This window comes from Halomonas sp. KAO, assembly GCF_015595025.1.
In the GTDB taxonomy this organism is placed as follows: Bacteria; Pseudomonadota; Gammaproteobacteria; order Pseudomonadales; family Halomonadaceae; genus Halomonas.
Genome location: NZ_JADNRL010000010.1, coordinates 1 through 26980 on the forward strand (window position 1 = coordinate 1; position 26980 = coordinate 26980).

Below are 26980 nucleotides of genomic sequence, written 5' to 3' on the forward strand. Positions count from 1 at the left end.
CAGGCGGAAGAGCTGTACGTGAACATCAACGTGCGCATGGACTCCACCGCCGAGTGGGCCGACTATGTGCTGCCGGCGGCCAGCCACTATGAGGCATGGGATATCCGCACCCAGGGGTACCACCGCTTCGCCAACGTCTTTACCCGCTCGGTTCCGCCGGTCGGCGAGTCAAAGCCGGACTGGGACATCATGGCGCTGCTGACCAAGAAGATTCAGGAGCGCGCCATCGCGCGGGGCATCGGTCCGATCCAGGATGGTGACGTGACCCGCGACCTGCACACCATTCATGATGACTTTACCCGCCAGGGCACGCTGAACACGGATTACGATGTGCTCAAGCACATCATCGAGGACTCCCCCGAATTCGGTGGCGTGAGCCTGGAAGAGGCCGCCGAGCGGGGCTTTATCGTGATGAACGAACATGCGGGGCTGAATCAGCCTCTCGAGGCGGACAGGGCCTACGACCCCTTCACCGCCCAGACCGAAGGCAAGAAACCCTACGACACCCTGACCGGTCGCATCACCTTCTACTGCGACCATCCCTGGTTCAAGAAGCTGGAGTCGACCGTACCCACGGCGCGCCTGTTCGCGGGCCCCGAGGCCTCCAACTACCCGTTGAAGTTCTACTCGCCACACTCCCGCTGGGCGATTCACTCCAACTGGCGCAGCAACAAGTATCTACTTCGCCTGCAGCGCGGCGAGCCCAATATCTATATCAACCCCAGGCTGGCCGAGCAGAAAGGGATCAAGGACGGTGACACGGTGCGGCTGTTCAACGGCAACGGGGACTTCTTTGCCCAGGCCAAGTTCTACCCGAGCCTTCCGCCAGACTCGATCATGATGGAGCATGGCTGGGAGCCGCATCAGTATATTCATCGCCGCAACATGAACGTTTCCCACGCCGTGTTTCTGCAGCCGCTGGAGCTGGCGGGTGGCTGGGGACACCTGAAGTTCATCTATGCCATGTGGAATGCCAACCAGCATATCCATGAGTCCAGCTACGACATCGAGCTGGCCAAGGCCGAAGACATCGCTGACCCGCGGGCCGTTTAAGAGGAGATTGTCATGGCTGTCAAACGCCAACTCAGCATGGTGCTGGACCTGAACAAGTGCATCGGCTGCCACACCTGCTCCGCGGCCTGCAAGCTGATGTGGACCAACCGCAACGGTCGCGAGTTCATGTACTGGAACAACGTGGAGACTCAGCCGGGGCTCGGCTACCCGCGGGACTATCAGAACATGGGCGGAGGCTTCGATGCCGATGGTGCCCTGCGCCTGGGCCGTCAGCCGAGCCAGGAGGATTACGGCATTCCCTGGGAGTACAACTACCAGGAAGCGCTGATGACCGGTACCGATCCCTGGCTGCGCCCCCACGTCAAGCCGACCTGGGGGGCCAACTGGGACGAGGACCGGGGCGAGGGCGACTATCCCAACAGCTACTACTTCTACCTGCCGCGCCTGTGCAACCACTGCGCCAACCCGGCCTGCCTGGCGGCCTGCTCGCGCAACGCCATCTACAAGCGTCAGGAGGATGGCATCGTGCTGGTGGACCAGGAGCGCTGCCGCGGCTACCGCTACTGTGTCAACGCCTGTCCCTACAAGAAGATCTACTTCAACGAGCAGATCTCCAAGTCCGAGAAGTGCATCTTCTGCTATCCGCGTATCGAGAAGGGGCTGCCGACCGCCTGTGCCCAGCAGTGCGTCGGCCGGATCCGCTGGATCGGGTATCGCGACGACGAGGAGGGGCCCGTCCATCAGCTGGTCGAGAAGTACAAGGTCGCGCTGCCGCTGCACGCCGAATGGGGCACTCAGCCAAACGTCTTCTACGTGCCACCCCTCTCCCCGTCCCGCTACGGTACCGATGGTCAGGAGCTGGATGAGTCGCGCATTCCTCTCAGCTACCTGGAGAGCCTGTTCGGCCCGCGTGTGGGTGAGGTGCTCGATACCCTGCAGGCGGAGCGCCAGGCGAAGGCCGAGGGACGCGAGAGCGAGCTGATGGATACCTTGATCGGCTACAAGCATGCCGAGATGTTCAAGCTGAGCTGAGACGAGGAGACCCCGTGAGCGCACCATCCCCTACCACACACGCCGGCGAGGCCGATCGCCTCGTCGCCGCGGAGACGCTCTACCGTCTGGCCGCCGCGCTGTTTGGCTACCCGCTGGCCGAGACCCAGCAGGCGCTCGAGAGCGGGCGCCTGCGCGAGGCGCTGACACCCGCCTGGCAGACTCTGACCGGTGAACCCTGGCCGGAACTGCCGGCAAGCCCCGACCTGACCGCACTGGAGCTCGGCTACATGAGCACCTTCGTGCAGGGGCGGCGCGGCAAGCCGCGTGTTCCGCTGGTGGCCAGCGCCTACCATGACCTGCTGAACGGACAGACGCCGGGCAGCTTTCTGCTCAACGTGCAGGCCTTCTATCGCCACTTCGATCTGCAGGCCGCCCAGGGCGACGAGGGTCATGCCGATGAGCCCGATCACCTGGTGGCCATGCTCGAATTCGGCGCCCTGCTCTGCCATCTAGAGCACCAGGCGCTGCTGGCCGGGCGTGATACCGCGCCCTATCAACGCGCCCAACGGGACTTTATCGCCCGCTATCTGGAACCGCTGCTGACAACCATCCAGGCGCGCTTCCATGCCGAGCGGGTCAGCGGGCTCGACCCGACACTGGCGCACCTGATCGAGGTGCTGCCCCGCTGGGCGAGCAACCAGCAGGCGGCGCTGGCATCCCGCGTCGGCCCCTGCCCGCCACCCCGCGGTGCCGAAGAACGTTCTGAACTCGATTCCGGCCCGATGTGGGGCTGACCAGGTAGCACGCACAAGGGCCTGTTCCCCTTGCGAGGAGATTTGCCATGACAACGCGTTTCATTCTTCACGGCTCCATGGCATGTGCCCTGGCGCTCGGCACGGCCGCTGCCTGGGCCGACCATACAGAGATCAATCCCAATATCACTGAAATCAAGCCGGGGGATAGCGTCCAGGCGGCACGCCTGCCCGACAATATCTATCTACGCACCCAGGATGACCCGGATGACATCATCTGGGATCGACTGCCGATGTATCGCACCGAGCTGTTCCCGGCGCCGCCGGTCCACCAGTCGGTCAAGCTGCGCTTCGACGAAGGCGCCAACCGCAGCAAGCATCTCTATTTCCAGGTCGCCCGCTCCAACGAACGCTTCTATGTTCGGCTGCAGTGGAAGGATGACAGCCAGGATACCGACACCACCGTGGACAGCTTCCGCGATGGGGTGGCCATCCAGTACGCCATCGGCGATACCGACACCTCCTACATGATGGGATCCGGCTCGGAAAACCCCGTCAACATCTGGTACTGGCGTGCCGACGACACCGACCGGGTCGAGAACCTCGCCGCCGGTGGTTACCGCAGCACCACGACCCTCGACGAGCAGCACGTCACGGGGGCAGGCGCCTACTACCCCGATGCCATCGAGCAGGACAGCCTATGGCGGGTGGTGATGTCGCGGCCCCTTACGGCCGACGGCGAGTATGACGTGGACCTCGCACGCGAGCAGGTTCCGATCGCCTTCGCCGTCTGGCAGGGCAGCGACAACGAGCGCGACGGCAACAAGCGCGTCACGCATACCTGGATCCTGCTGGATACCGGCCTGGAAGGCGCTTCCGACAGCTGAGGAGTTAGCGACGATGTCAGTTTCCCACTTTCCCTCCCACGACCCGCTGGCGCTGACGCCCGAAGAGTGCGGCCGCGGTCATGCCTGCCAGTTCTGCCCGGATGAGGCGACCTGCCGGCTGGAGAAGGGACATCACGAGAAGCAGCTGCTCGAGTCGCGCCTGGCGCGGATCGGCCAGATCATCATGGTGATGGCCAACAAGGGGGGCGTGGGGAAGAGCACCGTCTCGGCCAACGTCGCCGCCGGCCTTGCCGCTCGCGGCTACCGCGTCGGCATCGCCGATGCCGATATCCACGGCCCCAACCAGAGCCGTTTCTTCGGCTTCGTCGGCGAGCGTGTGCGAATCGACAAGCGTGGCCTTGGTCCCCGCGCCTTTCGGACCGAGGGCATCGACCACCCCATCCAGGTCGGCTCCCTGGCCTTCATGATGGAGAGCGACGACACCCCCATCGTGTGGCGAGATGCCTACAAGCACGACTTCATGCACCATCTGATCGGCTCGTTCGACTGGGGTCCGCTGGACTTTCTGGTGATCGACATGCCACCGGGCACCGGCAACGAGCTGATCACCCTGGCCGACCTGCTCGAAGGGCATGACGTGGCGGCGCTGCTGGCCACCACGCCTCAGGAAGTGGCGCTGATGGACAGCCTCAAGGCGGTACGCTTCTGCCAGGAGCGCGGCATGCCGCTGCTCGGCGTCGTGGAGAACATGGCGGGGGTCACCTGTCCCCACTGTGGGGGTGAGTTCCACCTCTTCCCGCGTGCTCACCTGGCCGCGGCACTGGCCGAGGTCGGCGTGGACTCCCTGGCGCAGATTCCCCTGTCACCGGCCCTGGCCAGCGGCTCCGATGCCGGGCGTCCCATCGTGCTCGATGACCCTCAGGGCGCCGAGGCGCGCGCCTTCATGCCCGCGGTGGAGGCGTGTATCGCACATGCCAGCGAGACCTTCGCCGCCGCCGCCGCCGACTCCCTGCAGGCGCTGAGCCAGCACCCGTCGATGTCTGATGAGCTGTCGGGGGGTCTGGAAGCGGCACTGGCAAGCGTGCCCGACGACCAGCGCGACGCCCTGCGTGCGGAGCTGGATGCTCTGCTCGGCGCCGGTGGGACGACACCCTCGGACAACGGCGACGCCTCCCGCTAGCCCCGGACGCTACACCACACCACTGACTCTGCGAGGACGCTACACCATGCCCCAGGCCCGCCATGGCGATAACGCCCAACCCGATCGCCGCCGCTTCTTCAGCCAGCTGCTCGACGGCGCCCGCTCCCGCACGCCCCGGCGTGCCCCCTGGCGCCGGGTACCCGAGGTCGGCGCGGGTGACGGTGATGTGCTCTGGTCCGGCTGGGCCGGCGCCGGCGAGGTATTCGTGGTCGGCGACGAGGGGATGGTGCTGCGCTACACCGGCGCCCCCGACGCCGTCGGGCAGCAGTGGGAGCGCATGAGCGTGCCCACCAACCTGCCGCTGCACGGCCTCTGGGGGCCCAGCCCCGATCGTCTGATTGCGGTCGGCTGGATGGGAACCATCCTGCATTACGACGGTGCCGAGTGGCACCAGCAGCGCGGAGGCCTCGTCGATGACGAGGGGCGCTTCGCCCCCTGCAGCGAAAACACCCCGCTCTTCGCCATCGACGGCAACGCCGCAGGCGAGGCCTGGGCGGTGGGCGATGACGGCATGATCCTGCACTACGACGGCGGCGAGTGGTACCGGGAGGCGAGTCCGACACGCATCAACCTGCGTGCCGTGGCCTGTGCCCCCAACGGCACCGTCTACGCCGCCGGTGGCGAGGGGACAGTGCTTCAGCGCAACCTGGAGGGCCGCTGGCTGGCCCTCGACTGCCCCCTGAGTTCGGGGTTTCAGGCGATGGTGCTGCTGGCAGACGATGAACTGCTGCTGGGCGGCGGGCGCTACTTCGTCGATCAGGGAGGCTTTCGCGGGGAGCTGGTGCGCTACCGCCATGGCGAGTTCCAGGCACTGACCTTCGAGACGCCGATGCCGCGCCTTCGGGCGCTGAAGGCCTACAAGGAGGGCGTGCTGATCGTCGGCGACCAGGGCCACCTCTACTACTTCAAGGAGCTGCGTCTCGACCGCCTGGAGAGCAACAGTCACCACGACCTGATGGATATCATCACGCTACCCACCGGCGAGGCACTGGCGGTGGGTGACTTCGGCACCATCATGACCGCCGCCCCCGACTTCACCGCCGCCCTGGCGCCACCGCCGGCGGCAGCGCAGCCGAGCCCCTGGACCGCCATGGCCTCCCCCACCGCCAATCAGCTGTGGGGCATCCACGAGGCCGGTGACGGAACCTGCTACGCCTGCGGCGAGGCGGGCACCGTGCTGCGGCTCGACGCGGATGGCTGGCGCGCCCTGCCCGCCCCCAGCGAGCTTGCGGTGCACTGCCTGTGGGACAGTGGCAAGGGGCTGTTTGCCGCCGGACAGCTCGGGCGCATCTACCGCTTCGATGGCAGTCGCTGGCAGCTGCATTTCGATCTGCATCTCGACCTCACCATCCTCTCCCTGTGGGGCACCGGCCCCGACTCGATCTACGCGGTCGGCGACGAGGGCTTGATCCTGCACTTCGACGGCCTGGGCTGGAAGCGCATGCCCAGCGGCACCCAGTCGGCGCTCTACAGCCTCCACGGCTGGGACGACCGGCACCTGCTGGCGGTCGGCGACTTCGGCCTGGTGTTGCGCTACAACGGCAAGGAGTGGGGCGAGTTCAACGTCGGCACCGAGAACTTCCTGTACGGGGTCTGGGGACCGACGCTGGATGATATCTATACCGTGGGTCTCTCCGGCACCCTGGCCCATTTCAACGGCCAGCGCTGGCAGCTTCAGCCGACCCGCCTGCGCGATGACCTGCTGGGAGTGGCCGGCTCCCCGGCCGCCGGCGCCTTTGCGGTGGGCACCCGAGGGCGCATCCTGCGCCTGGAGGAGGGCCAGTGGCTGACCGAGCCCAGCGGCAGTGATGTCGGCCTGCGCGCCATCTGTGCCACGCGGGATGGCGGCGTCTATGCCGTGGGCGATCGCGGCACGATCCTGCGCCGCGACTCCCGGCGCCATGACGCTTAGCCCTCTGGCCATTGAGATCACCGCCACTGACTCAGGGAGCACAGGGAGATAGCGGAGCAGCAGCGCCGGTCGCTTAGCGGTCGGCGCTGCTCAGATCGCCAAACAGGATCTCGATCAGCGGCTTCTCATCCCCGGCCTGCCCTCTACAGCAGCCACTCGATGGGCAGCCACGACATGACCTTCACAGCGGCTCGGCGCAGCGGCCCGGTATTGGGTTCACTATCGTGAACGACGTTACCCTCCTGGGTTTGCTCATGCCACACCAGATGGCCATCATCGGCCAGCTTGACCCGGTAGCTCTGCTCGGACACCCGGTGATCAAAGGCGTCATCCATTGCCTTGGCCAGCGCTGGACTCTCGATCAAGAAGCCAATCTCGGTATTGAGGCGCGCCGAGCGGGGGTCGAAGTTGAACGAGCCGATAAATACCCACTCCTCATCGACGGCGAATGTCTTGGCGTGCAGGCTCGAACCGGAGCTGCCAAAACGCCCGAAGGGGCTGCTATGCGTTATCACATCCATGGCGCCGCTGCGCTTCAGTTCGAAGAGCTCTACCCCGGCGTCGAGCAGATCCCGGCGACGCTTTGAATACCCGGCATGCACCGCGGCAACGTCCGTGGCCTCCAGGGAGTTGGTCAGCACCCTGACCTGGACCCCCTGCTCCGCCAGGCCCGCCAGCCACTCCGTGCCCTCCTCCATGGGCACGAAATAGGGGGACACCAGATCCAACTGGCGCCTCGGCGCGCCGAGCAGATCGCCGAGGCGAGTGGTCAGAAGCTCCTGCTCCCGGGCCTTTCCCAGCCCCTTGGATGGGTCATCGCTTACCATCCAGGTATTGGCCCACTCGAAGGCCAGATCACCACGGACCATGCCGCTGACCAGATCGTTTGCCTCCAGTGCCGCCAGATAGCCCTGTGAGCTCGGCAACCCACGCGCCTGCTCCGCCTCGGCGGCCATCTGCGCCAGCCCCTCTCTGCCGACACTCTCCAACAACCGGCTCGCCGGGTAGGACGACTGGCTATGCCAGTAGCGGTCAAAGTCGTCGGAAACGTCTTGCACGACCGGTCCGATCGCCATGACATCCAGATCGGAGAAGAGCACCCCGCTGGTGGCACCGAAGTACTCGTCACCGACGTTTCGCCCACCGATGATGGTGACCTGGTTATCGATGGTGAATGACTTGTTGTGCATGCGGCGATTGGCGCGGGAAAAATCGGTCACATAGCCGATGGCCCGAGGCGAGCGCACCACAAAGGGATTGAAGAGGCGTACTTCGATCCCCGGGTGCGCATCCAGGGCGGCCAGGGTCTCGTCCAGCCCCACCGTATTGTTATCGTCCAGCAGCAATCTGACCCTGACACCACGATCGGCGGCACGTCGCACGGCATCGAACAGCAGGCTGCCCGCGGTATCGTTGTGCCAGATGTAGTATTGCAGATCGAGGGTCTGCTCGGCGGCCTCTGCCAGCAGCATTCTGGCGGCGAACGCCTCGTAAGCATCACTCAGCGGGTAGATGCCGCTACGCTCAGGGTGTCGATCCACCCGGTCGCGGACCAGCTCGCCCAGGGTGGTATCACGCGCCTGCTCGAGGGGCAGCGCCCGGGTCATGCTCCGCCCCTCCAGCGAGGGCAGGGTACAGCCACCCAGCAACAGCCCAAGCACCACGCTCAGCACCAGCCCCCTGACGACTCGCCCCTCGGGCATCGGCGGCTTGCCAAGCGCCTCGAGACTGGGCGAGTCTCGCACCGACCTCTTCGGCTTCATGACCATGACAGACCCGCAGCAATAAGATGTATAAAAACATAGACGCCCGGCCCCTTTCGGCGGGCCGAGCGTCTACAGGATGACCTGACTCGATGGCACCTGAGGTTCCCGAGCCAGGCTAGGCTTCGGGCCGCTCGAACACCCAGCCGGTACCCTCGCGGGAGTCCTTGAGGATGATGCCCAGGGCGGCGAGCTCGTCGCGAATCCCGTCGGCGGTGGCGAAGTCCTTGGCCTTCTTGGCCGCGGCGCGTTCGTCGATCTTCGCCTGAATCTCCGCTTCCGAGAGCGGCAGCTCACCGGCCCCCGCCTTGAGGAAGAGGGCCGGGTCCTGCTGCAGCAGCCCCAGTATGCCGCCCAGCCGCCTGAGCTCGGCGGCCAGGGCCGGCGCCTGGTCGGGGGCCTCCTTCTTTGTGCGGTTCAGCTCGCGGGCCAGGTCGAAGAGCACCGAGAGCGCCCCGGCGGTATTGAAGTCATCGTCCATGGCCGCGGTAAAGCGCCTGTCGAAGTCGCTGTCCACGCCCTCGACCACCGCCCCGGCACCGCCGAGTGCCGCCGCCTCTTCGCGGGACTGCCCGTGGTAGGGGCGCCCTTCTTGCGACAGTCCGTCGAGAGAGAGCCCTTCGAGAGACAGCCCGGCGAGGGAGTTGTAGAAGCGCTCCAGCGACTTGCGGGCATCGGCCAGGGATTCCGGCGCGTAGTTGATCGCACTGCGATAGTGACTGGCCACCAGCAGGTAGCGCACCACCTCGGGATCATGGTGCTCGAGCACCTCGCGGATGGTGAAGAAGTTGCCCAGCGACTTGGACATCTTCTCGTGGTTCACCCGCACCGCGCCGGCGTGCATCCAGGTATTGACGAAGGGCTTGCCGTTGGCCGCCTCCGACTGGGCGATCTCGTTCTCGTGGTGCGGGAAGGTCAGGTCCGGCCCGCCCCCATGGATATCGAAGGTCTCGCCCAGGCAGCACTTCGACATGGCCGAGCATTCGATATGCCAGCCGGGACGCCCCTCGCCCCAGGGCGAAGGCCAGCTCGCCTCGCCCGGCTTGGCGGCCTTCCAGAGCACGAAGTCGAGAGGATCCTCCTTGTGCTCATCGACCTCGATGCGGGCACCGGAGCGCATCTCGTCGAGATCACGGTTATTGAGCTTGCCGTAGCCCTCGAAGCGTCGTACCCGATAGTAGACGTCGCCATTGTCCGCGGCATAGGCGTAGCCCTTGGCCATCAGGGTCTCGATCATGGCGATGATGTCGTCGATATGTCGAGTCGCCCGAGGCTCCTGATCCGGCGCCAGCACCCCGAGACGCGCCTCGTCCTCATGCATCGCCTCGATCATGCGCTCGGTCAACGATGCGATGGTCTCGCCATTCTCGTCGGCCCGGCGCAGGATCTTGTCATCGATATCGGTGACGTTGCGCACATAGGTCACGTCATATCCCCTATGACGCAGGTAGCGGGTAATGACGTCGAAGGCCACCATCACCCGGGCATGGCCCAGGTGGCAGTAGTCATAGACGGTCATGCCGCAGACATACATCCGCACCCTGCCCGGCTCGATCGGCGTGAAGGGCTCCTTGCGGCGTGTCAGCGTGTTGTAGATCTGCATATCGGTCATGCTCAGCCCTTGTTCTGCACGTCTTGCTTCCGGGACTCTTTCTTCTGCGTCTCTTTCTTAAGTGTCTCTTTCTTAAGTGTCTTGGCCCAGCTGTCCTTGAGACTCACGGTGCGGTTGAACACCAGCTTGCCTTCGCCACAGGCATGGCGGTCGGCGCAGAAGTAGCCCACGCGCTCGAACTGGAAGCGACTCTCGGGCTCGACCCCGGCCAGGCTGGGCTCGCCGATGGCCTGACACACCACCAAGGACTCGGGATTCAGATGCTCGAGGAAGTCGGCATCCTTGTCCTTGTCCGGCTGCTCCTCGAGGAACAGATTGTCGTAGAGACGCACCTCCATGGGCACCCCATGCTCGGCGCTGACCCAGTGGATCACACCCTTGACCTTGCGGCCTTCGGGGTTCTTGCCCAGGGTGTCGAAGTCCACCGAGCAGCGCAGCTCGGTGATCTCGCCGGCCTCATCCTTGACCACCTCGTCGCAGCGGATCACGTAGGAGTTGCGCAGCCGCACCTCCTTGCCCGGCGCCAGGCGGAAGAACTTCTTCGGCGGCTCCTCCATGAAGTCGTCCCGGTCGATATAGAGCTCGCGGGTAAAGGGCACCTTGCGCACGGGCATATCGTCCCGCGCCGGGTGGCCGGGCACCTCGTAGATCTCCTCATGCCCCTCGGGCACATTGGTCAGTACCACCTTGAGCGGCTTGAGCACGGCCATGGCGCGTGGCGCGTTGTCCTCGAGGTCCGAGCGGATGGCGTGATAGAGCATGCCTATCTCGACCAGGCCGCCATCGGCCCGGGTCACACCGATCATTTCGCAGAACTTGCGGATCGAGGCCGGGGTATAGCCGCGACGACGCAGCCCGGAGATGGTCGGCAGGCGCGGGTCATCCCAGCCATCGACGATCCCCTCATCCACCAGCAGCCTGAGCTTGCGCTTGGAGGTCAGGGTGTAGTTCAGGTTGAGCCGGGCAAACTCGATCTGGCGCGGCTTCGCCGGCACCGGCAGGTTGTCGAGGAACCACTCGTAGAGCGGCCGATGATCCTCGAACTCGAGGGTGCAGACGGAGTGGGTGATCCCCTCGATGGCGTCGGACTGGCCATGGGTGAAGTCGTAGGAGGGGTAGATCTTCCACTTGTCGCCGGTCTGGTGATGGCTGGCATGGCGAATGCGATAGAGGATCGGGTCGCGCAGATTGATATTGGGCGAGGCCATGTCGATCTTGGCTCGCAGCACCTTCTCTCCCTCGGCGAACTCGCCCTCGCGCATGCGCTCGAGCAGGTCGAGGTTCTCGTCGGGTGAGCGCTCGCGATAGGGGCTCGGGCGGCCCGGCTCGGTGAGGGTACCGCGATACTCGCGGATCTCGTCCGGCGAGAGGTCGTCGACATAGGCCTTGCCTTCACGCACCAGATGCTGCGCCCAGGCATAGAGCTGATCGAAGTAGTCGGAGGCGAAGCGCACGTCGCCCACCCACTGGAAGCCCAGCCAGCTGACATCCTCCTTGATCGCGTCGATATAGGCCTGCTCCTCCTTGGCCGGGTTGGTGTCATCGAAGCGCAGATGACAGTCACCACCGAATTGCTCGGCCAGGCCGAAGTTGAGACAGATCGACTTGGCGTGCCCGATATGCAGGAAGCCGTTGGGCTCCGGCGGGAAGCGGGTCACGATCTTGCCGTCGCGGCCGGCCTCGATCTCGTCACGAATCTGGTTGCGAATAAAGTTCGGCGCGCTGGTGGTGTCGGTGGTCATGGTTGGGAAAACAACCTCTGGTTGGGGTGCGGTCCGGGGGCCGTTGGCTGTGGCCTTCACTGCTCGGGGCTTTTCCGGCGACGAGCCTGCGAGGAGGCGCTGTGAACCCCTCCCTGGGCGCTACCGATGCCATCCCTGGCATAGGACCTCCTCTTCGGCTCATCCCCGGCGCCCCTCGCCGCGGCGATCCAGGCCATCATCAGGCTAGCTTCGCGCAGCGAGGCAAAACCGGTATTATAGCGCCACGTCCATGGGCAACGCCAAGGCAGCGCCCCTTTATTGCACAGGAACTTACGCATGATCGTACTGCAGACCACCTTCGGTGACATTCGTGTCGAGCTCAACCACGAGAAGGCCCCCAAGACGGCCGCCAACTTCGAACAGTATGTGCGCGAGGGCTTCTACGACGGCACCCTCTTCCACCGTGTGATCGAAGGCTTCATGGTCCAGGGTGGCGGCTTCGACGAGAACTTCGACCAGAAGCCGACCCACGCCCCCATCGAGAACGAGGCCGACAACGGCCTGGCCAACGAGATCGGCACCCTGGCCATGGCCCGCACCCAGGATCCGCACTCCGCTACCGCCCAGTTCTTCATCAACGTCGCCGACAACACCTTCCTCAACCATAGCGGCAAGTCCATCCAGGGCTGGGGCTACTGCGTCTTCGGCCGTGTGGTCGACGGCATGGACGTCGTCGAGAAGATCAAGAACGTCGACACCACCCGCCGCGGCATGCACGCCGATGTGCCCGCCGAGGACGTGGTGATCAAGAAGGCCTACATCGAGGAATAAGCCTTCCGTCCTGCCCCCAGCTGGCGCCCGCCCCGTGCGGGCGCCTTGCTCTCTGCTGCCAAACCGGGAACCCTCCATATGGCCACCCTGCTGATTTCCGACCTGCACCTGCACCCTGGCGCCCCCGAGATCACCGAGGGTTTTCTGCGCTGGCTGGAGGAGCGCGCCCATGGTTCCCACGCCCTGTATATCCTGGGTGACTTCTTCGAAGCCTGGATCGGCGATGATCTGCTCGATCTGGTTGGCGTCGACCCCACCGGCAATGCCGATCTCGCGGCCCGTATCGCCACGGCACTGCGCCGCCTGGCCGACGACGGCACCGAGATCTACCTGATGCATGGCAACCGTGACTTCCTGCTCGGCGAACGCTTCGCGAGCGAAGCCGGCGCCACCCTGCTGGCGGACCCTACCGTTGTCACCCTCGGGGGCAGCCCGGTGCTGCTGATGCATGGCGACAGCCTGTGCACGCGCGACGAGGCCTACCAGGCCTTCCGCGCCCAGGCCCGAGATCCGCGATGGCAGAAGCAGGTGCTGTCGATGCCGATCCAGGATCGTATCACCCTGGCCAGGCAGCTTCGTGATCAGTCCGGTGAGGCCAACTCCAACAAGGCCGAGGACATCATGGACGTCACCCAGGATGAGGTCATCCGGGTCATGGCCGAACAGGGTGTCACCACCCTGGTCCACGGCCACACCCACCGCCCGGCGGTGCATGAGCTCGAGGTCGATGGACGGCCGGCCCGGCGTATCGTGCTGGGTGACTGGCAGCCAACCCTGGGCTGGGAGGTCGTCATCGAGGAAGAGACCGGGCCGGCGCTCAGAGAGGTGACCCTGTGAAAGGTGCCCCTGTCCCAAGGCTGACACCGGCACTCCCCCGCCTCGTCTCGAGGAACTGCTGAAGCCTCTCGAACGACATCGGCCTTGCCAGCAGAAATCCCTGGAACAGATCACAGCCATGAGACCGCACCAGCTGGTACTGGCTGTCGGTCTCTACCCCCTCCGCCACGACCCTGAGTCCCAGGTGATGCGCCATGGAGGTGATGCCCTGGGCAAGAGAGGCGTCATCGGCATTGCGATCGATCTCGCGAATGAAACTGCGATCGATCTTGACGGTATCGACCGGCAGGTTTTTCAGATAGCTCAGACTGGAGAAGCCGGTGCCGAAGTCATCGATCGCCACCTGAACCCCCATGCTTCGCAAGGCGTCCAGGGCCTCGATGGCGCTTTCGGTTTCACTCATCAGGATGCCCTCGGTCAACTCGAGGGTCAGCCACTGGGCAGGCAGCCCCGTGAGCGACAGCGTGTCCGCCAGAATGGCGAGAAAGTTGTCACGCTGGAACTGCAGCGGTGAAATATTCACCGACACGCCGAGTGAGCTCATGCCCTGCCGGCGCAGCGCCTCCATGTCCCGACATGCCCGCGTCAACACCCAGCGACTGATGGGGATGATCTGCCCCGTCTGCTCGGCGATGGGAATAAACGTCGCCGGCGAGATATCGCCCCGCTCGGGATGCGACCAGCGCAGCAACGCCTCCAGCCCGACCACCTCGCCATCGCGATCGAACAGCGGCTGATAGTGAAGCTCGAAGGAGTCCGTATCGATCGCCTCCTGGAGCTCGCTACGCAGGGCGACGCGCTCACTCACCCGCTTGGTGATCTCGGGAGTGAACCACTGGTAGGTATTGCGCCCCTGCTGCTTGGCGCGATACATGGCCATATCGGCCTGCTGAATCAACTCCATCGGTCGAGTATGGCGATCGACGTTGACGGCGATCCCGATGCTTGCCGTCAAGTGCAGCTCGTGCCCTTCGATGCGATAGGGTCGCGCAACAAGATCCAGCAAGCGCTCGGCCACTCCCATCGCTCGCTGCTCATCACCCGGGTCATTGAGCAGCAACACGAATTCATCGCCACCGAAGCGCACCAGGGTATCCTCGCGACGTACCATCTCCGTCAGTCGCCTGGCGAGCTTCTGCAGAAGCTGGTCACCGATGGCATGGCCGAGGCTATCGTTGATCGGCTTGAAGCCATCGAGGTCGATAAACAGCACACACAGCCACTTGCCCTCGCGGTTCGCCAGCGCCAGATCACGGGGAAGACGATCCTCCAGAACGACACGGTTCGCCAGGCCGGTCAGCACATCGTGACGGGCGTGATAGGCCAGCTGGCCCTCATAGGCCATGCGCTCGGAGACATCATGCTGAATCCCTACATAGTGGGTAACCTGCCCGTCCTGGTCACGGATCGGCGAGACATATAGCTCGTTCCAGAAGGTTCCGCCGTCCTTGCGGTAGTTGCACAGTGTTACATGGGCTTCCTGCTGACTGGCCAGCCTATCCCGCAGCTCCTGTAACGCCCCGGGGTCGGTATCCGGGCCCTGCAGAAAGCGGCAGTTGCGCCCCAACACCTCCTCCCGGCAATAACCGCTCATCGCCTCGAATGCTCGGTTAACATAGGTCATCGGCATATCGGGCTGCAGGGCATCCACGATCACCAGACCATTGACGCTGACCTCGACGCCCTGCTCGAGGATGCGCAGGCGCATCTCACTCCTTCGACGCTGGGTGATATCCTTGGCGATACCGAAGACACCGCGAATACTCCCATCCACGATGATGGGCAGATTGGTCAGATCCAGCTGTCGCGCTTCCCCACTCCGGCCCACCACCTCCAGCTGATAGCGTTGCGCCTCGCCCTTCAACACCTGGTCGAAATGGTACTGGATCCTGGACATCTCCCGGGGTTGCACGAAGCGTGAGTAGTGAGCCCCCCGTATTTCATCGAGACGGTAGCCCGTCACCTCCTCGCAGCTGGCGTTGGCACTGATGAAGTAGCCCTGCATATCCAGGGAAAACACCGCATCGGGATTGTAGGAGAATAGCGAGCGGTAGCGCTGTTCACTCTCCCGCAGAGAGCGGCGGTCATGGTCACGCTCGATGGCCAGGGCGACGATATCCACCGCCTGACGAACCAGGCCAAGCTCATGTTCGGTGGGCCGTGCATGCTCGCGTGAATAGACCGCGAAGGTACCGAGCACTCTGTTGTCTCTCGAGAGAACGGGATAGGACCAGCAGGCAAGCAGCGAGTGCTCCCTTGCCAGCGCCTGGTAGCCTCGCCAGGCGGGGTCACCGGGAAGGTCATCGCACACCACCAGCCTGCCGGTATGGGCGGCGCTGCCACAGGCACCCACTCCCTCCGCAATGGGAACGGACCGTATCGCGGCCCGATACGCCGCCGGCAGGCGGCGGCCTGCCGCCAGCTCGAGATGGGTGCCCGCCTGGTTAGCCAGCATGATGGAGCAGAGCCGTTGCGGGAGCTGCTCTTCCAGCATCTCGCAGACCGCCTCGAGCGGGGCGTCGAGCGGGGCCTCTTCGGCGATCATGGCCTGGATGGCCTGCTGGCGAACCAGGTGCTGACGCGAATGGTCGAGTTCCCGGGAGCGGTCGGCATTGAGTCTTGCCAGCCCCAGGCTCAGTGTCAGAAGGAAGCTGAGCACCAGCCCACCCAGCCCAACAAACGCCGGCACTCCCAGTGCCATCGGCCACAGCGATGGCATGGCCGAATGAATATCGAGGCGAAGCCTGACGCCACCCGGCAGCCCGATACTGCGCGACAGCATGCGAGGCGTTTCCGTCAGGCCCCTGGGGGTCACACCCGGGGCCGCCACCCGCAACAGCGTCTCGCCGCCATGGAGCAACGCCACCTGAAACGTGGAAAGCGATACATGCAGCTCACTCTCGAGCAGCCGGCCCAGATGGATCGACGCGACAAGGCGATAGTCATGCCGGGGTATGCCGACCACGACCAGTGCCTGCCTGGGGTGATCGACATCGGGCAACAGCATGATTGGCTGGCTGAAACCGGAGGCATCCCACTCCTCCACGAGTGGCCGGCCGGCCTGCTGACTGAGCCACCGCCTCGCCTCGGCATCCCCCCCTCGAAGCCACTGCCAGCGACCCTCACGAGTGATCACACCGAAGGCGCTGAGGCTCGAAAGGTCACGCAGATAGCTCACCTGGTCGTACCGCGCGACCCTGCCACCCGATCCATGACTCGAGGCATTCAGACGCTCGGCCATGCGCCTGAGGGACTGCAGACGCGAGCTCACCGCCCTCTCGGTGTCCAGGCGAGCCGTCTCGAATATCAGCTCGGCACGACCGGTCTCACGCACCAGCTGCTGCCAGTTCAGCAGATACCAGGAGGCACTGCTGATGGCGACGCCCAGCAGGCAGGCGCAGAGGGTCCTGGGCCCGATGTAGAGCCTGCCGTGCACCGGCCGGTAGCCGGCGACCAGCATGGCGGCTCCGAGCAGCAGGGTGAACAACGCCAACACTTCGGAGTAGGCTGCCCCCGCCGGCCACCCCTTCAGGCTACCGCCGAATAGCGTCCATAGCGTCAGGGCGCTGATTCCCAGCAGCAGCATGCCGGCGATTCGCCACAGTTTCCTGAGCCATGGTCGCCTCATGCCCAGCAACAGACAGGGCGCAACGGCCAGCATCAGGGAGGCTTCCAGCGCCCCCAGGGTGACACCCGCCTGCAACCAGCCGGTAGTGGTCCCAGGGGTCTCACCCAGGCCGCCCTCCACCAGGGTGTCAATCCCCAGGCCGGCCATGGCGATGCCGGCAATGACACGCAGGCCGGGCTGGCGAAGCCAGACACCCAGCAGACCGATGCCGGTGAACAGCGATGCGAGGGCGGTATCCGTCGCAAGCAGTATGGGCCCCGACAGATGCAGTGAGTTCGTTACAAGTGCCACGCCCCCCATCAGCATGAAGGTGGTGGAAACCACCATCAGCCAGGTGTCGAGGGCGATCGAAGCTGTCTTGAACTGCATATATCGAAGGCTCTTGGAATTAATATATTAAATCTTGCTTCTTTGACTTGACGCTGGCAATGCCCCCATCGCAAGGGGGAATACCATAAAAAGAGAGCCCCCTGCGAGATCATGGCTCGCAGGGGGCTGTCAATTGGCGGTTCAGCGCTGACGCCTAGCGCTTGATCTCCGCTTCGCTGCGCAGATGCTCGATCAGGCCCTGGATCGCCGCCTGGGCGCGCAGGCGCTCGGCCATCGAGGCGACGAAGCGCTCGGCCTGATCGTCGACCTCGCCTTCGCCCACCGACTCCAGGGCGATGATCACGGCGCGATCGCCGTCGATCACCCTGCCATACACCGGCGAATCCCCCTCGGGGGCCGGAAGCCGGAAGGCCGCCTCCACCAGCGCACGGGAGAGGCCGCGAGTCTCCTGGCGACTGACCTCCTCGGCCTGCTGCCAATCGAGCTCGACGGTGCCGCCTTCGCCAAGCGACTCGACAAGCTGATCCGCCCTGGCACGCAACGCCTCACGGCGCTGTTGCGCCGCGACCTCGGCGGCGACCTCATCGCGCACATCAACCAGCGGCAGCGTGGTCGCCTCGCGATGCTCGGCGAGGCGCAGCACCAGGCGACGATCGCTATCCAGCTCGATCACCTCGCTGTTGTAGCCCTCCTCGAGCACATCCTCACTGAACGCCTGGGCCATCACCCCCGGCTCCGAGAGCACGCCCTCGCGGGTATCACGGGAGACCCAGTCGCTGGACTGAAGTTCGAGGCCCAGGTCATCGGCGACGCTCTGCAGGTCATCGGCGGCGAAGCTCTCGTCGATCAGCTGCTGAACCTTCTCGTTGAACTCTCCGGACACGCGCTCCATCGCCAGCTGGCGGCGCAGCTCATCCCGCATCGACTCGAATGACTCGCGCTCGAGGCTGGTCACGGTCAGCAGATGCAGACCATTGTCGGTTTCGACGACCTCCGAGACCTCCCCCTCATCCAACGAGAAGGCGGCCTCATCGAAGGCGTCGCCGAAGAAGCCGCGGCTGACCACCCCCAGATCGCCCCCCTGTTCGGCGGAGACGGTGTCATCGGAGAGCTGGGCGGCCAGGTCGGCGAAGTCCTCGCCATCGGCAAGACGTGCCTGAATCTCTTCGAGTTTGGCCATCGCCTCCTCGCGGCTACGCTCATCACCGAAGGTCAGCATGATATGTGAGAGCCGGCGATCGGCATTGGCCGTCTGTTCGCGCCAGGCATCGCGCAGCGCCGCCTCATCGACCTTCACCTCATCGGCCATGGCCTGGCGGTCGATCACCACATAGTTCAGGCGTACCTGCTCGGGGCGACGGAAGCGTTCCTGATGCCGGACGTAATACGCCTCGATGGCCTCATCGGAGGGAGAGATCGCCTCGTCGAGATCGTCAGCCTCCAGGGCGGCATGGCGGAAGGTACGCGTCTGCCGCTGCAGCTCGGCCAGGCGCTCCTGTTCACTGGGCAGGCTGAAGTCGCTAAATGCCAACCCCTGCTGCAGCTGCTGCTGCTTCATGTCGCTGCGCAGCTGCTGGCGAAAGCCCAGCGGCGTGTAACCGGCACTGGCCAGGCGATTGCGAAACAGCTCCTGGTCGAACCGGCCCTCCTGATCCTGGAACTCGGGGAGTGACACGATGATCTGGTCGAGCTGCTCCTCGGAGAGGTGCATCCCGCCCTCTTCGACATACTGACTCAACACCCGAGTCGTGATCAGCTCGTCGAGCACCTGACTGCGCAGGGCCCGCTCCTGCTCCGGCGGCACCTGGCCGCTGCGGATGGCCCGCTGTACCGAGAGCTCGAGCTCCTGGCGCATGATGGGCTCGCCGTTGACCTCGGCGACCTCGTCGCCACTGTTGCCGAACAGGCCCACCAGTGAATCCACACCGAACATCGCCATGGTCACGACCACTGCCCCGATGATGATCTTGGCTCCCCAGCTTCGGGAGCGGTCTCGAATACTTTGCAGCATGCAGGCCTCGGAAGTGTTGCCTCAAAAGGGATACTGGGAAAGGGTGGAATCAATAACGAAGACAGGCGCACCGCCGAGGGCGATGCGCCTGTATCAATCAACCATCAACGGCGAACCATCAGCGGCGCGTAACGCGCGACTCCAGCTCGGCGACAATTAGTTGACGGAATCCTTCAGCGCCTTGCCGGCCTTGAAGCCGGGAACCTTGGCCGCCTTGATCTCGATCGGCTGACCGGTCTGGGGGTTGCGACCGGTACGCGCTGCACGCTCCTTCACATGGAAGGTACCGAAGCCGACCAGGGAGACGCTGTCACCCTTCTTCAGGCTTTCCGTCACGGAATCCACCATGGCATCCAGGGCACGCGCGGCGGAAGCCTTGGGAATATCGGCAGACGCGGCGATGGCTTCGATCAGCTCAGACTTGTTCACACTTCACCCCTTGACTTTTTCGGAAATTGGCCCCAATCGAACCGGCATTTCAGTTAACAAGCACGATCACAGCATGGGGTAATTTATAGCAATGTGAAGAAACCGCTGTCAAGCTACATTCAGGGCAGAGCCCCACCATACAAGGCTTTCGCCAGAATAATGGTGGGGAAATTGACCTTAATGCGTACTAATCATTGACTGCGACGACGAGGCTTCTTCTGAATGAGATTCCTCTTTGGGCTCTTCATCCTTTTTTGCTAATGCCGCCTCGAGTACCTCATCGATCCAGCGCACCGGTCTGATATCGAGGGCCTCCTTGATATTCTCCGGCACCTCCTTGAGATCCCGACGGTTCTCCTCGGGCACCAGCACGGTCTTTATACCACCGCGCCTGGCGGCCAGCAATTTCTCCTTCAAGCCACCGATCGGCATCACCTCGCCCCGCAGGTTGACCTCGCCGGTCATCGCCACGTCGCAGCGCACCGGACGCCCGGTATAGGCCGAGACCATGGCGGTGACCATGCCGATACCCGCACTGGGGCCATCCTTGGGCGTCGCTCCCTCGGGCACATGGATATGCAGATCTTCCTTTTCGAAGCGCTCGGGGTCGATGCCCATGGAGAGGGCTCGCGCGCGCACCACGGTGTGGGCGGCACTCACCGACTCCTTCATCACGTCGCCCAGCGAGCCGGTCTTGTTGATACGCCCCTTGCCAGGCGTCACCACCGACTCGATATTGAGCAGCTCACCCCCGACCGAGGTCCAGGCCAGGCCGGTCACGCGCCCCACCTGATCCTCCTGGTCGGCCAGCCCATAGCTGTAGCGGCGCACCCCAGCATACTCCTCGATATCCGTGGCGGCCAGCAGCATCGGGGCCTGGGCGCCCTCCTTGCCCTCCTTCTCGATGCGCACTCGCAGCACCTTGCGACAGACCTTGGCGATCTGACGCTCCAGCTCACGCACCCCGGCCTCACGGCTGTAGTAGCGGATCAGCTCGAGCAGCGACTCATCGGAGAAGGCCAGCTCATCCTCCTTGAAGCCGTTGGCCTTGAGCTGCTTGGGCACCAGATAGCGCTTGGCGATCGCCAGCTTCTCGTCCTCGGTATAACCGGGCAGACGAATCACCTCCATGCGGTCGAGCAGCGGCCCGGGAATGTTCATGGAGTTGGCGGTACAGATGAACAGCGTCTCGGAGAGGTCGTAATCCAGCTCAAGATAGTGGTCGCTGAAGGTGTCGTTCTGCTCCGGGTCGAGCACCTCGAGCAGCGCCGAGGCGGGATCGCCACGATGGTCCATGCCGATCTTGTCGACCTCGTCGAGCAGGAACAGCGGATTCCTGACCCCGGCGCGGGACATGCGCTGGACGATCTTGCCGGGAAGCGAGCCGATATAGGTACGGCGGTGGCCACGAATCTCGGACTCGTCACGCACCCCGCCCAGCGCCAGGCGCACATACTTGCGGTTCGTCGCGCGGGCGATGGACTTGCCCAGCGAGGTCTTGCCGACCCCGGGGGGACCCACCAGACACAGCACCGGCCCCTTGAGCTTCTTGACCCGCTTGTGCACCGCCAGGTACTCGAGGATCCGCGCCTTGACCTCGTCAAGGCCATAGTGATCCTCGTCGAGCACCTTCTGGGCGTGGAGCAGATCATGCTTGACCCGGGTGCGCTTCTTCCACGGCACCGACACCAGCCAGTCGAGGTAGGAGCGCACCACCGTGGCCTCGGCGGAGTTGGGCGACATCATCTTGAGCTTGCCCAGCTCCTGAACGGCCTTGTCGCGCGCCTCCTTGGGCATGCCCGACTCTTCGATGGCCTGCTCGTACTTCTCGGCCTCGTTGGGCACGTTCTCGAGCTCGCCCATCTCCTTCTGGATGGCCTTCATCTGCTCGTTGAGATAGTACTCGCGCTGGGACTTCTCCATCTGCTCCTTGACCCGGGAGCGGATGCGCTTCTCGACCTGCAGCAGATCGATCTCGGACTCGATCAGCGCCATCAGGTGCTCGATGCGATCGCGCACCTTGTCCATCTCCAGCAGCTGCTGCTTGTCATCGATCTTCAGCGACAGGTGCGCACAGATGGTATCCACCAGGCGGCTGGGGTCCTCGATGCCGGAGAGCGAGTTGAGTACCTCGTTGGGCACCTTCTTCGACATCTTGACGTACTGCTCGAACTGGTTGAGCAGCACGCGCACCAGGGCATCCTGCTCACGCTCGGTGAGGGGCGTGCTCTCACGCAGCAGCGCCTCGGCGCTGGTATAGTCCTCACCGTCATTCAGCTCGCCAACATCGGCCCGCGAGACCCCCTCGATCAACACCTTGACGGTGCCGTCGGGGAGCTTGAGCAGCTGCATGATCTCGGCGACGGTACCGATGGCAAACAGGTCTTCGCGGTCGGGGTCGTCCTTGCTGGCCTCACGCTGGGCAACCAGCAGTACGCGCTTGTCGGCGCTCATGGCCGCATCGAGCGCCTGAATCGACTTCTCGCGACCCACGAACAGGGGAATGACCATCTGCGGATAGACGACCACGTCCCGCAGCGGCAAAAGGGGCAGACTCAGGGTCTGATCAGCGTTCTGCTGCATCGCAGACGTACCTCAAGAAAAGCGAAGGGATGCCCCGTGGAATGGGGGCGACCGGATAAGATTGCAAGGCAGGAGGTGACACGACAAAAAAACGGGAGCAACCATGACCCCAGCCGGCCGGGCCGGCGATGGAGGTAAGGTGCTCCCGTGGGGGGTACCCCCGATCGTTCAGCCGTCGGTACCGTCGCTGGCGGCTTCCTGCTGCTGGGAATAGATCAACAGCGGCTCGCTTTCGCCATTGATCACCGAGGCATCGATCACCACCTTGCTGACACCATCCAGCGAGGGGATCTCGTACATGGTGTCGAGTAGCACCGACTCGAGGATGGAGCGCAGGCCACGGGCGCCGGTCTTGCGGGTCATGGCCTTGACGGCCACCGCCTGCAGGGCATCCTGGCGGAACTCGAGCTCCACGTTCTCCATTTCGAACAGCTTGGCATACTGCTTGATCAACGAGTTCTTGGGCTCGGTGAGAATCTCGATCAACGCCTCTTCGGTAAGATCGGTCAAGGTGGCGATCACCGGAAGACGACCGACAAACTCGGGAATCAGGCCGAACTTGACCAGATCCTCGGGCTCCACGGTGGCCAGTACATCGCCCACCGGCTTGCTGTCGTCCTTGCTCTTGACCTCGGCATTGAAGCCGATGCCCCCCTTCTCGACGCGGTCGCGAATCACCTTCTCCAGGCCGGCGAAGGCACCACCGACGATAAACAGGATGTTGCCGGTATCGACCTGCAGGAACTCCTGCTGAGGGTGCTTGCGCCCGCCCTGGGGCGGTATCGAGGCCGTGGTGCCCTCGATCAGCTTGAGCAGTGCCTGCTGAACGCCCTCACCCGACACATCGCGGGTAATCGAGGGGTTGTCGGACTTGCGCGACACCTTGTCGATTTCATCGATGTAGACGATGCCACGCTCGGCCTTCTCCACATCGTAGTCGCACTTCTGCAGCAGCTTCTGGATGATGTTCTCGACATCCTCGCCCACGTAGCCGGCCTCGGTCAGCGTGGTGGCATCGGCGATGGTGAACGGCACATTGAGCAGCCGCGCCATGGTCTCGGCGAGCAGCGTCTTGCCGCTGCCGGTGGGGCCGATCAGCAGGATATTCGACTTGCCAAGCTCGACGTCGTCCTTCTTGACCTCGGAACTCAGGCGCTTGTAGTGGTTGTAGACGGCAACGGACAGCACCATCTTGGCGCGATCCTGGCCGATCACATAGTCATCGAGGGTGTGACGAATCTCGCGCGGCGTCGGCAGGCGCTCGTCGTCGCTCTCGGCATCGGCATCGAGCACCTCCTCGCGAATGATGTCATTGCAGAGGTCGACACACTCATCACAGATATAGACGGACGGGCCGGCAATAAGCTTGCGCACCTCGTTCTGATTCTTGCCGCAGAACGAGCAGTAGAGCAGCTTGCCACCGTCGTCCTTGCCTTTGCCGTCAGCCATTCGCTTACCTCTTTTCATATTGGTGGTACCCGCCAAGGCCGGCACCACCGAGCTCGCTACGGCGGCCTGCGCCGCCGGGAACAATCAGCGTGTAATGCAAATCACGCTATCAGGATGTTGGCCGCTTATCCAGCATGGCGTCGATCAGGCCATACTCCACGGCCTGGTTGCCGTCCATGAAGTTGTCACGGTCGGTATCCCGGGCGATCGTATCGATATCCTGGCCGGTATGCTCCGCCAGGATACGGTTGAGCCTGTCGCGGATGCCGAGAATCTCGCGCGTATGAATCTCGATGTCCGAGGCCTGCCCCTGGTACCCGCCCAGAGGCTGGTGAATCATCATGCGCGAGTTGGGCAGGCAAAAGCGCTTCTCCGGCGCACCACCGGCCAACAACAACGCCCCCATGCTGGCCGCCTGGCCGATACACACGGTGGAGACGTCAGGCTTGATGAACTGCATGGTGTCGTAGATCGACATGCCAGCGGTCACCGAGCCACCCGGCGAGTTGATGTACAGATGGATGTCCTTGTCCGGGTTCTCGGACTCCAGGAACAGCAGCTGCGCCACCACCAGGTTGGCCATGTAGTCTTCCACCGGACCCACCAGGAAGATCACACGCTCCTTGAGCAGGCGGGAATAGATGTCGTAGGAGCGTTCGCCGCGGGCGCTCTGCTCGACCACCATGGGCACCAGGCCCCCGGCGTTCTGGGTCTCGAACTCGTTGCTCATCTGCGTGTTGTCCTTGCATCCGATGAATGGAAGCGAAGAGAAACGGCGCCCCGGCACTGGCCGGGGCGCGGGGGCATCGATCAGGCCTGGCGCTCTTCCTCGCCGGCCTCATCGCTGCCTTCCTCCGCGTCGTCCTCTTCCTGCTGCTGGGCCGCTGCCAGCACATCCTGGTAGGACATCTCGACATCCTTGACGCTGGCCTGCTCGAGCAGCACGCCCACGGCCTTCTCTTCAAGGATAGCGGACTTGACCTGGGTCTTGAGCTGGTCGTTGCCCATGTAATGCTCGACCACCTGCTCGGGCTCCTGGTACTGCTCGGCGAGCTCCTGCACCTTGGCACGGATCTCGTCGTCGCCGGCCTCGAGCTCGTTGACCTTGATCACCTCGGCCAGCAGCAGGCCTACCTCGACACGACTCCTGGCCTGCTCCTCAAACAGCTCGTTGGGCAGCTGGGAGACATCGAAATCCTCTCCCAGGCCGAACTGCTGGGCGGCCTGACGCTTGAGTCCATCGGTCTCCTGCTGGACCAGCGCCTGGGGCACGGTGACCTCGTTGGCCTTCTGCAGCGCGGAGAGCACCTGCTGCTTGACCCGGTTGTCCACCGCCTGCTCGGCCTCACGGCTCATGTTCTTCTTGACCTCGGCGCGGAACTTGTCGAGATCACCGTCGTCGACGCCGAACTTCTTGACGAACTCGGCATCCACCTCGGGCAGGGCCTGGCCCTTCACCGCATGGACCTTGACCTTGAAGGTCGCTTCCTGGCCGGCCAGGTTCTCGGCCTGGTAGTCCTCCGGGAAGGTGACCTTGAGCTCCTTGTCGTCGCCAGCGGTGGCACCGATCAGCTGCTCCTCGAAACCGGGGATAAAGCTGCCGGAGCCGATCACCAGGTCATGACCCTCGGCACTGCCACCCTCGAAGGGCTCATCGCCCAGGAAGCCCTGGAAGTCGATGGTCACCTGATCGCCATCCTCGGCGGCACGCTCGACCTCTTCCCACTCGGCGTTCTGCTTGCGCAGGGTGTCGATCATCTCGTCGACATCGGCCTCGCTCACCTCGACCACCGGACGCTCGACCTCGGCGCCCTCGATGGAGGCCAGTTCGATCTCGGGGTAGATCTCCAGCGTCGCGACGAACTCCAGGTCCTTGCCCGCCTCGTTGACGGTGGCCTCGATCTGCGGGAGACCAGCCGGGTTGAGCTCGTTCTCGGAAATGGCGCGAACGTAGCGCTCACGCATCACCTCGCCCACCACCTCGTTGCGCACTTCGCTGCCGTAGCGCTGGCGGATCACCGTCATCGGCACCCTGCCCCGACGAAAACCGTCCATACGAACGTTCTTGGCGGCATCCTTGAGACGGGTGTTGACGGCCTCATCGATTTCGGCGGCCGGCACTTGGACCGTGATGCGGCGTTCGATCTGGGAGGTCGTATCGACGGAAACTTGCATGAAATGTCCTCTACCGACTGGGGGCATTGTGTTGATTGCGTGAATGAAAAATCAAAAGGATGATTTTATGAATCCCGTCCGGCACTGGCAAGCACCGAGGCGAAAGAAGTGGGGGCACTGCGTGAGATTACAAGGGCCAGCGGCGCACCCACGCCAAAAAACGCCGACGCCTGAGCGACCGCGTGACACATACCGCACGTGATTTATCGAAATAGCGAGAAAAAAAGAGAAACCTGCCCTGCGACGGACGGAATGAAACGCATGGGGGTAAAAATAAAAGAGAGGGACTAACCTGATGCCACAAGCCTGATGCCACAAGACCCATTGCCGACACAAGAGCGGCAACACAAGACATGGGGTGGATGATGGGGATCGAACCCACGACCACCGGAGCCACAATCCGGGGCTCTACCACTGAGCTACATCCACCATAGCCTTGAACTTGCAACGATCTTGAACTTGCAACGATCTTGAACTTGCAACGATCTTGAACTTGCAACGATCTTGAACTTGCAACGATCTTGGACTTGCAACACTGCCTTGATCTTGCCAGGCATGTCGAGGTGGGGTGGATGATGGGGATCGAACCCACGACCACCGGAGCCACAATCCGGGGCTCTACCACTGAGCTACATCCACCACTTCGACAACTGCTCGCACTGACTGCCTGCCACCGCACCGTATGGCGCGCCCAGCAGGACTCGAACCTGCAACCTACGGCTTAGAAGGCCGTTGCTCTATCCGATTGAGCCATGGGCGCATTCTACGCTCCAGGTCGCCTCGCCGCAACCCTGAGTGTCAAAAAACCGCAAGACATTCAAGAAGTTGTGGTCGGAGTGGAGGGATTCGAACCCCCGACATCCTGCTCCCAAAGCAGGCGCGCTACCAGACTGCGCTACACTCCGACGG

The 26980-nt window shown here is 63.8% G+C and carries 17 protein-coding genes, 4 tRNA genes and 1 pseudogene; 8 read left to right on the plus strand and 14 right to left on the minus strand.

Translation table 11 applies throughout. The features are described from left to right. The 6 genes and pseudogenes from clrA to IOC61_RS04010 all read left to right on the plus strand — a co-directional run. Nucleotides 1-1053 (plus strand): annotated as a pseudogene (gene clrA / locus IOC61_RS03985) (chlorate reductase subunit alpha); the annotation flags it as partial. Between the two features lie 12 nt (nt 1054-1065). Beyond that, complete coding sequence (gene clrB, locus IOC61_RS03990; RefSeq protein ID WP_195687590.1) at nt 1066-2046, plus strand: chlorate reductase subunit beta; 981 nt, start codon at nt 1066-1068, stop codon at nt 2044-2046. Between the two features lie 14 nt (nt 2047-2060). Beyond that, nucleotides 2061-2801: a molecular chaperone TorD family protein gene (locus IOC61_RS03995; RefSeq protein ID WP_195687591.1), complete on the plus strand. Its 741-nt coding sequence runs from the start codon at nt 2061-2063 to the stop codon at nt 2799-2801. Nucleotides 2802-2848: 47 nt separating this feature from the next. Beyond that, nucleotides 2849-3646 carry an ethylbenzene dehydrogenase-related protein gene (locus IOC61_RS04000; RefSeq protein WP_195687592.1) on the plus strand — a complete coding sequence of 266 codons (798 nt, stop codon included), beginning with the start codon at nt 2849-2851 and terminating at the stop codon, nt 3644-3646. A gap of 13 nt (nt 3647-3659) precedes the next feature. Continuing rightward, nucleotides 3660-4787, plus strand: coding sequence for a P-loop NTPase (locus IOC61_RS04005; RefSeq protein ID WP_195687593.1), 1128 nt, complete (start codon nt 3660-3662; stop codon nt 4785-4787). A gap of 46 nt (nt 4788-4833) precedes the next feature. After that, a complete protein-coding gene (locus tag IOC61_RS04010; protein ID WP_195687594.1) occupies nt 4834-6720 on the plus strand; it encodes a glycosyl hydrolase in 1887 nt (628 codons plus the stop codon). Nucleotides 6721-6863: 143 nt separating this feature from the next. Here the strand turns inward: IOC61_RS04010 and IOC61_RS04015 are convergent, their stop codons facing one another. The 3 genes from IOC61_RS04015 to IOC61_RS04025 all read right to left on the minus strand — a co-directional run bounded on the left by IOC61_RS04015 (nt 6864) and on the right by IOC61_RS04025 (nt 11837). Then, on the minus strand, nt 6864-8483 hold the full coding sequence (locus IOC61_RS04015; RefSeq protein WP_229332912.1) for a phospholipase D family protein: 1620 nt from the start codon (nt 8481-8483) through the stop codon (nt 6864-6866). 118 nt (nt 8484-8601) lie between these two features. After that, nucleotides 8602-10086 (minus strand): cysteine--tRNA ligase, encoded by a 1485-nt coding sequence (gene cysS, locus IOC61_RS04020; protein WP_195687789.1) that lies wholly within the window; start codon nt 10084-10086, stop codon nt 8602-8604. Nucleotides 10087-10097: 11 nt separating this feature from the next. Next, nucleotides 10098-11837, minus strand: a complete 1740-nt coding sequence (locus IOC61_RS04025) for a glutamine--tRNA ligase/YqeY domain fusion protein (RefSeq protein ID WP_195687595.1) — start codon at nt 11835-11837, stop codon at nt 10098-10100. Nucleotides 11838-12134: 297 nt separating this feature from the next. Here IOC61_RS04025 and IOC61_RS04030 point away from each other — a divergent pair, with 297 nt between their 5' ends. After that, entirely contained in the window at nt 12135-12629 is a 495-nt protein-coding gene (locus tag IOC61_RS04030; RefSeq protein ID WP_195687596.1) for a peptidylprolyl isomerase, read from the plus strand. Between the two features lie 78 nt (nt 12630-12707). Further along, nucleotides 12708-13466 (plus strand): UDP-2,3-diacylglucosamine diphosphatase, encoded by a 759-nt coding sequence (locus IOC61_RS04035; protein WP_195687597.1) that lies wholly within the window; start codon nt 12708-12710, stop codon nt 13464-13466. Here the strand turns inward: IOC61_RS04035 and IOC61_RS04040 are convergent. The 11 genes from IOC61_RS04040 to IOC61_RS04090 all read right to left on the minus strand — a co-directional run bounded on the left by IOC61_RS04040 (nt 13447) and on the right by IOC61_RS04090 (nt 26976). Further along, entirely contained in the window at nt 13447-17463 is a 4017-nt protein-coding gene (locus IOC61_RS04040; protein ID WP_229332913.1) for an EAL domain-containing protein, read from the minus strand. The two genes, IOC61_RS04035 and IOC61_RS04040, sit on opposite strands and share 20 nt — an antisense overlap. A 154-nt stretch (nt 17464-17617) precedes the next feature. Beyond that, entirely contained in the window at nt 17618-19435 is a 1818-nt protein-coding gene (locus tag IOC61_RS04045; RefSeq protein WP_195687598.1) for a SurA N-terminal domain-containing protein, read from the minus strand. A 156-nt stretch (nt 19436-19591) separates the two neighbouring features. Further along, nucleotides 19592-19864 carry an HU family DNA-binding protein gene (locus tag IOC61_RS04050; protein ID WP_132040937.1) on the minus strand — a complete coding sequence of 91 codons (273 nt, stop codon included), beginning with the start codon at nt 19862-19864 and terminating at the stop codon, nt 19592-19594. 177 nt (nt 19865-20041) lie between these two features. Continuing rightward, complete coding sequence (lon, locus tag IOC61_RS04055; protein WP_195687599.1) at nt 20042-22447, minus strand: endopeptidase La; 2406 nt, start codon at nt 22445-22447, stop codon at nt 20042-20044. Between the two features lie 168 nt (nt 22448-22615). Further along, complete coding sequence (clpX, locus tag IOC61_RS04060) at nt 22616-23896, minus strand: ATP-dependent Clp protease ATP-binding subunit ClpX (RefSeq protein WP_195687600.1); 1281 nt, start codon at nt 23894-23896, stop codon at nt 22616-22618. 109 nt (nt 23897-24005) lie between these two features. Further along, nucleotides 24006-24626, minus strand: a complete 621-nt coding sequence (gene clpP / locus IOC61_RS04065; protein ID WP_195687601.1) for an ATP-dependent Clp endopeptidase proteolytic subunit ClpP — start codon at nt 24624-24626, stop codon at nt 24006-24008. Nucleotides 24627-24706: 80 nt separating this feature from the next. After that, nucleotides 24707-26071: a trigger factor gene (gene tig, locus IOC61_RS04070; protein ID WP_195687602.1), complete on the minus strand. Its 1365-nt coding sequence runs from the start codon at nt 26069-26071 to the stop codon at nt 24707-24709. Nucleotides 26072-26425: 354 nt separating this feature from the next. Continuing rightward, nucleotides 26426-26500 (minus strand) — tRNA-His (locus tag IOC61_RS04075). Between the two features lie 135 nt (nt 26501-26635). After that, nucleotides 26636-26710 (minus strand) — tRNA-His (locus IOC61_RS04080). Between the two features lie 44 nt (nt 26711-26754). Next, a tRNA-Arg gene (locus IOC61_RS04085) sits at nt 26755-26831 on the minus strand. A 68-nt stretch (nt 26832-26899) separates the two neighbouring features. Then, a tRNA-Pro gene (locus tag IOC61_RS04090) sits at nt 26900-26976 on the minus strand. Nucleotides 26977-26980 lie beyond the last annotated feature (4 nt).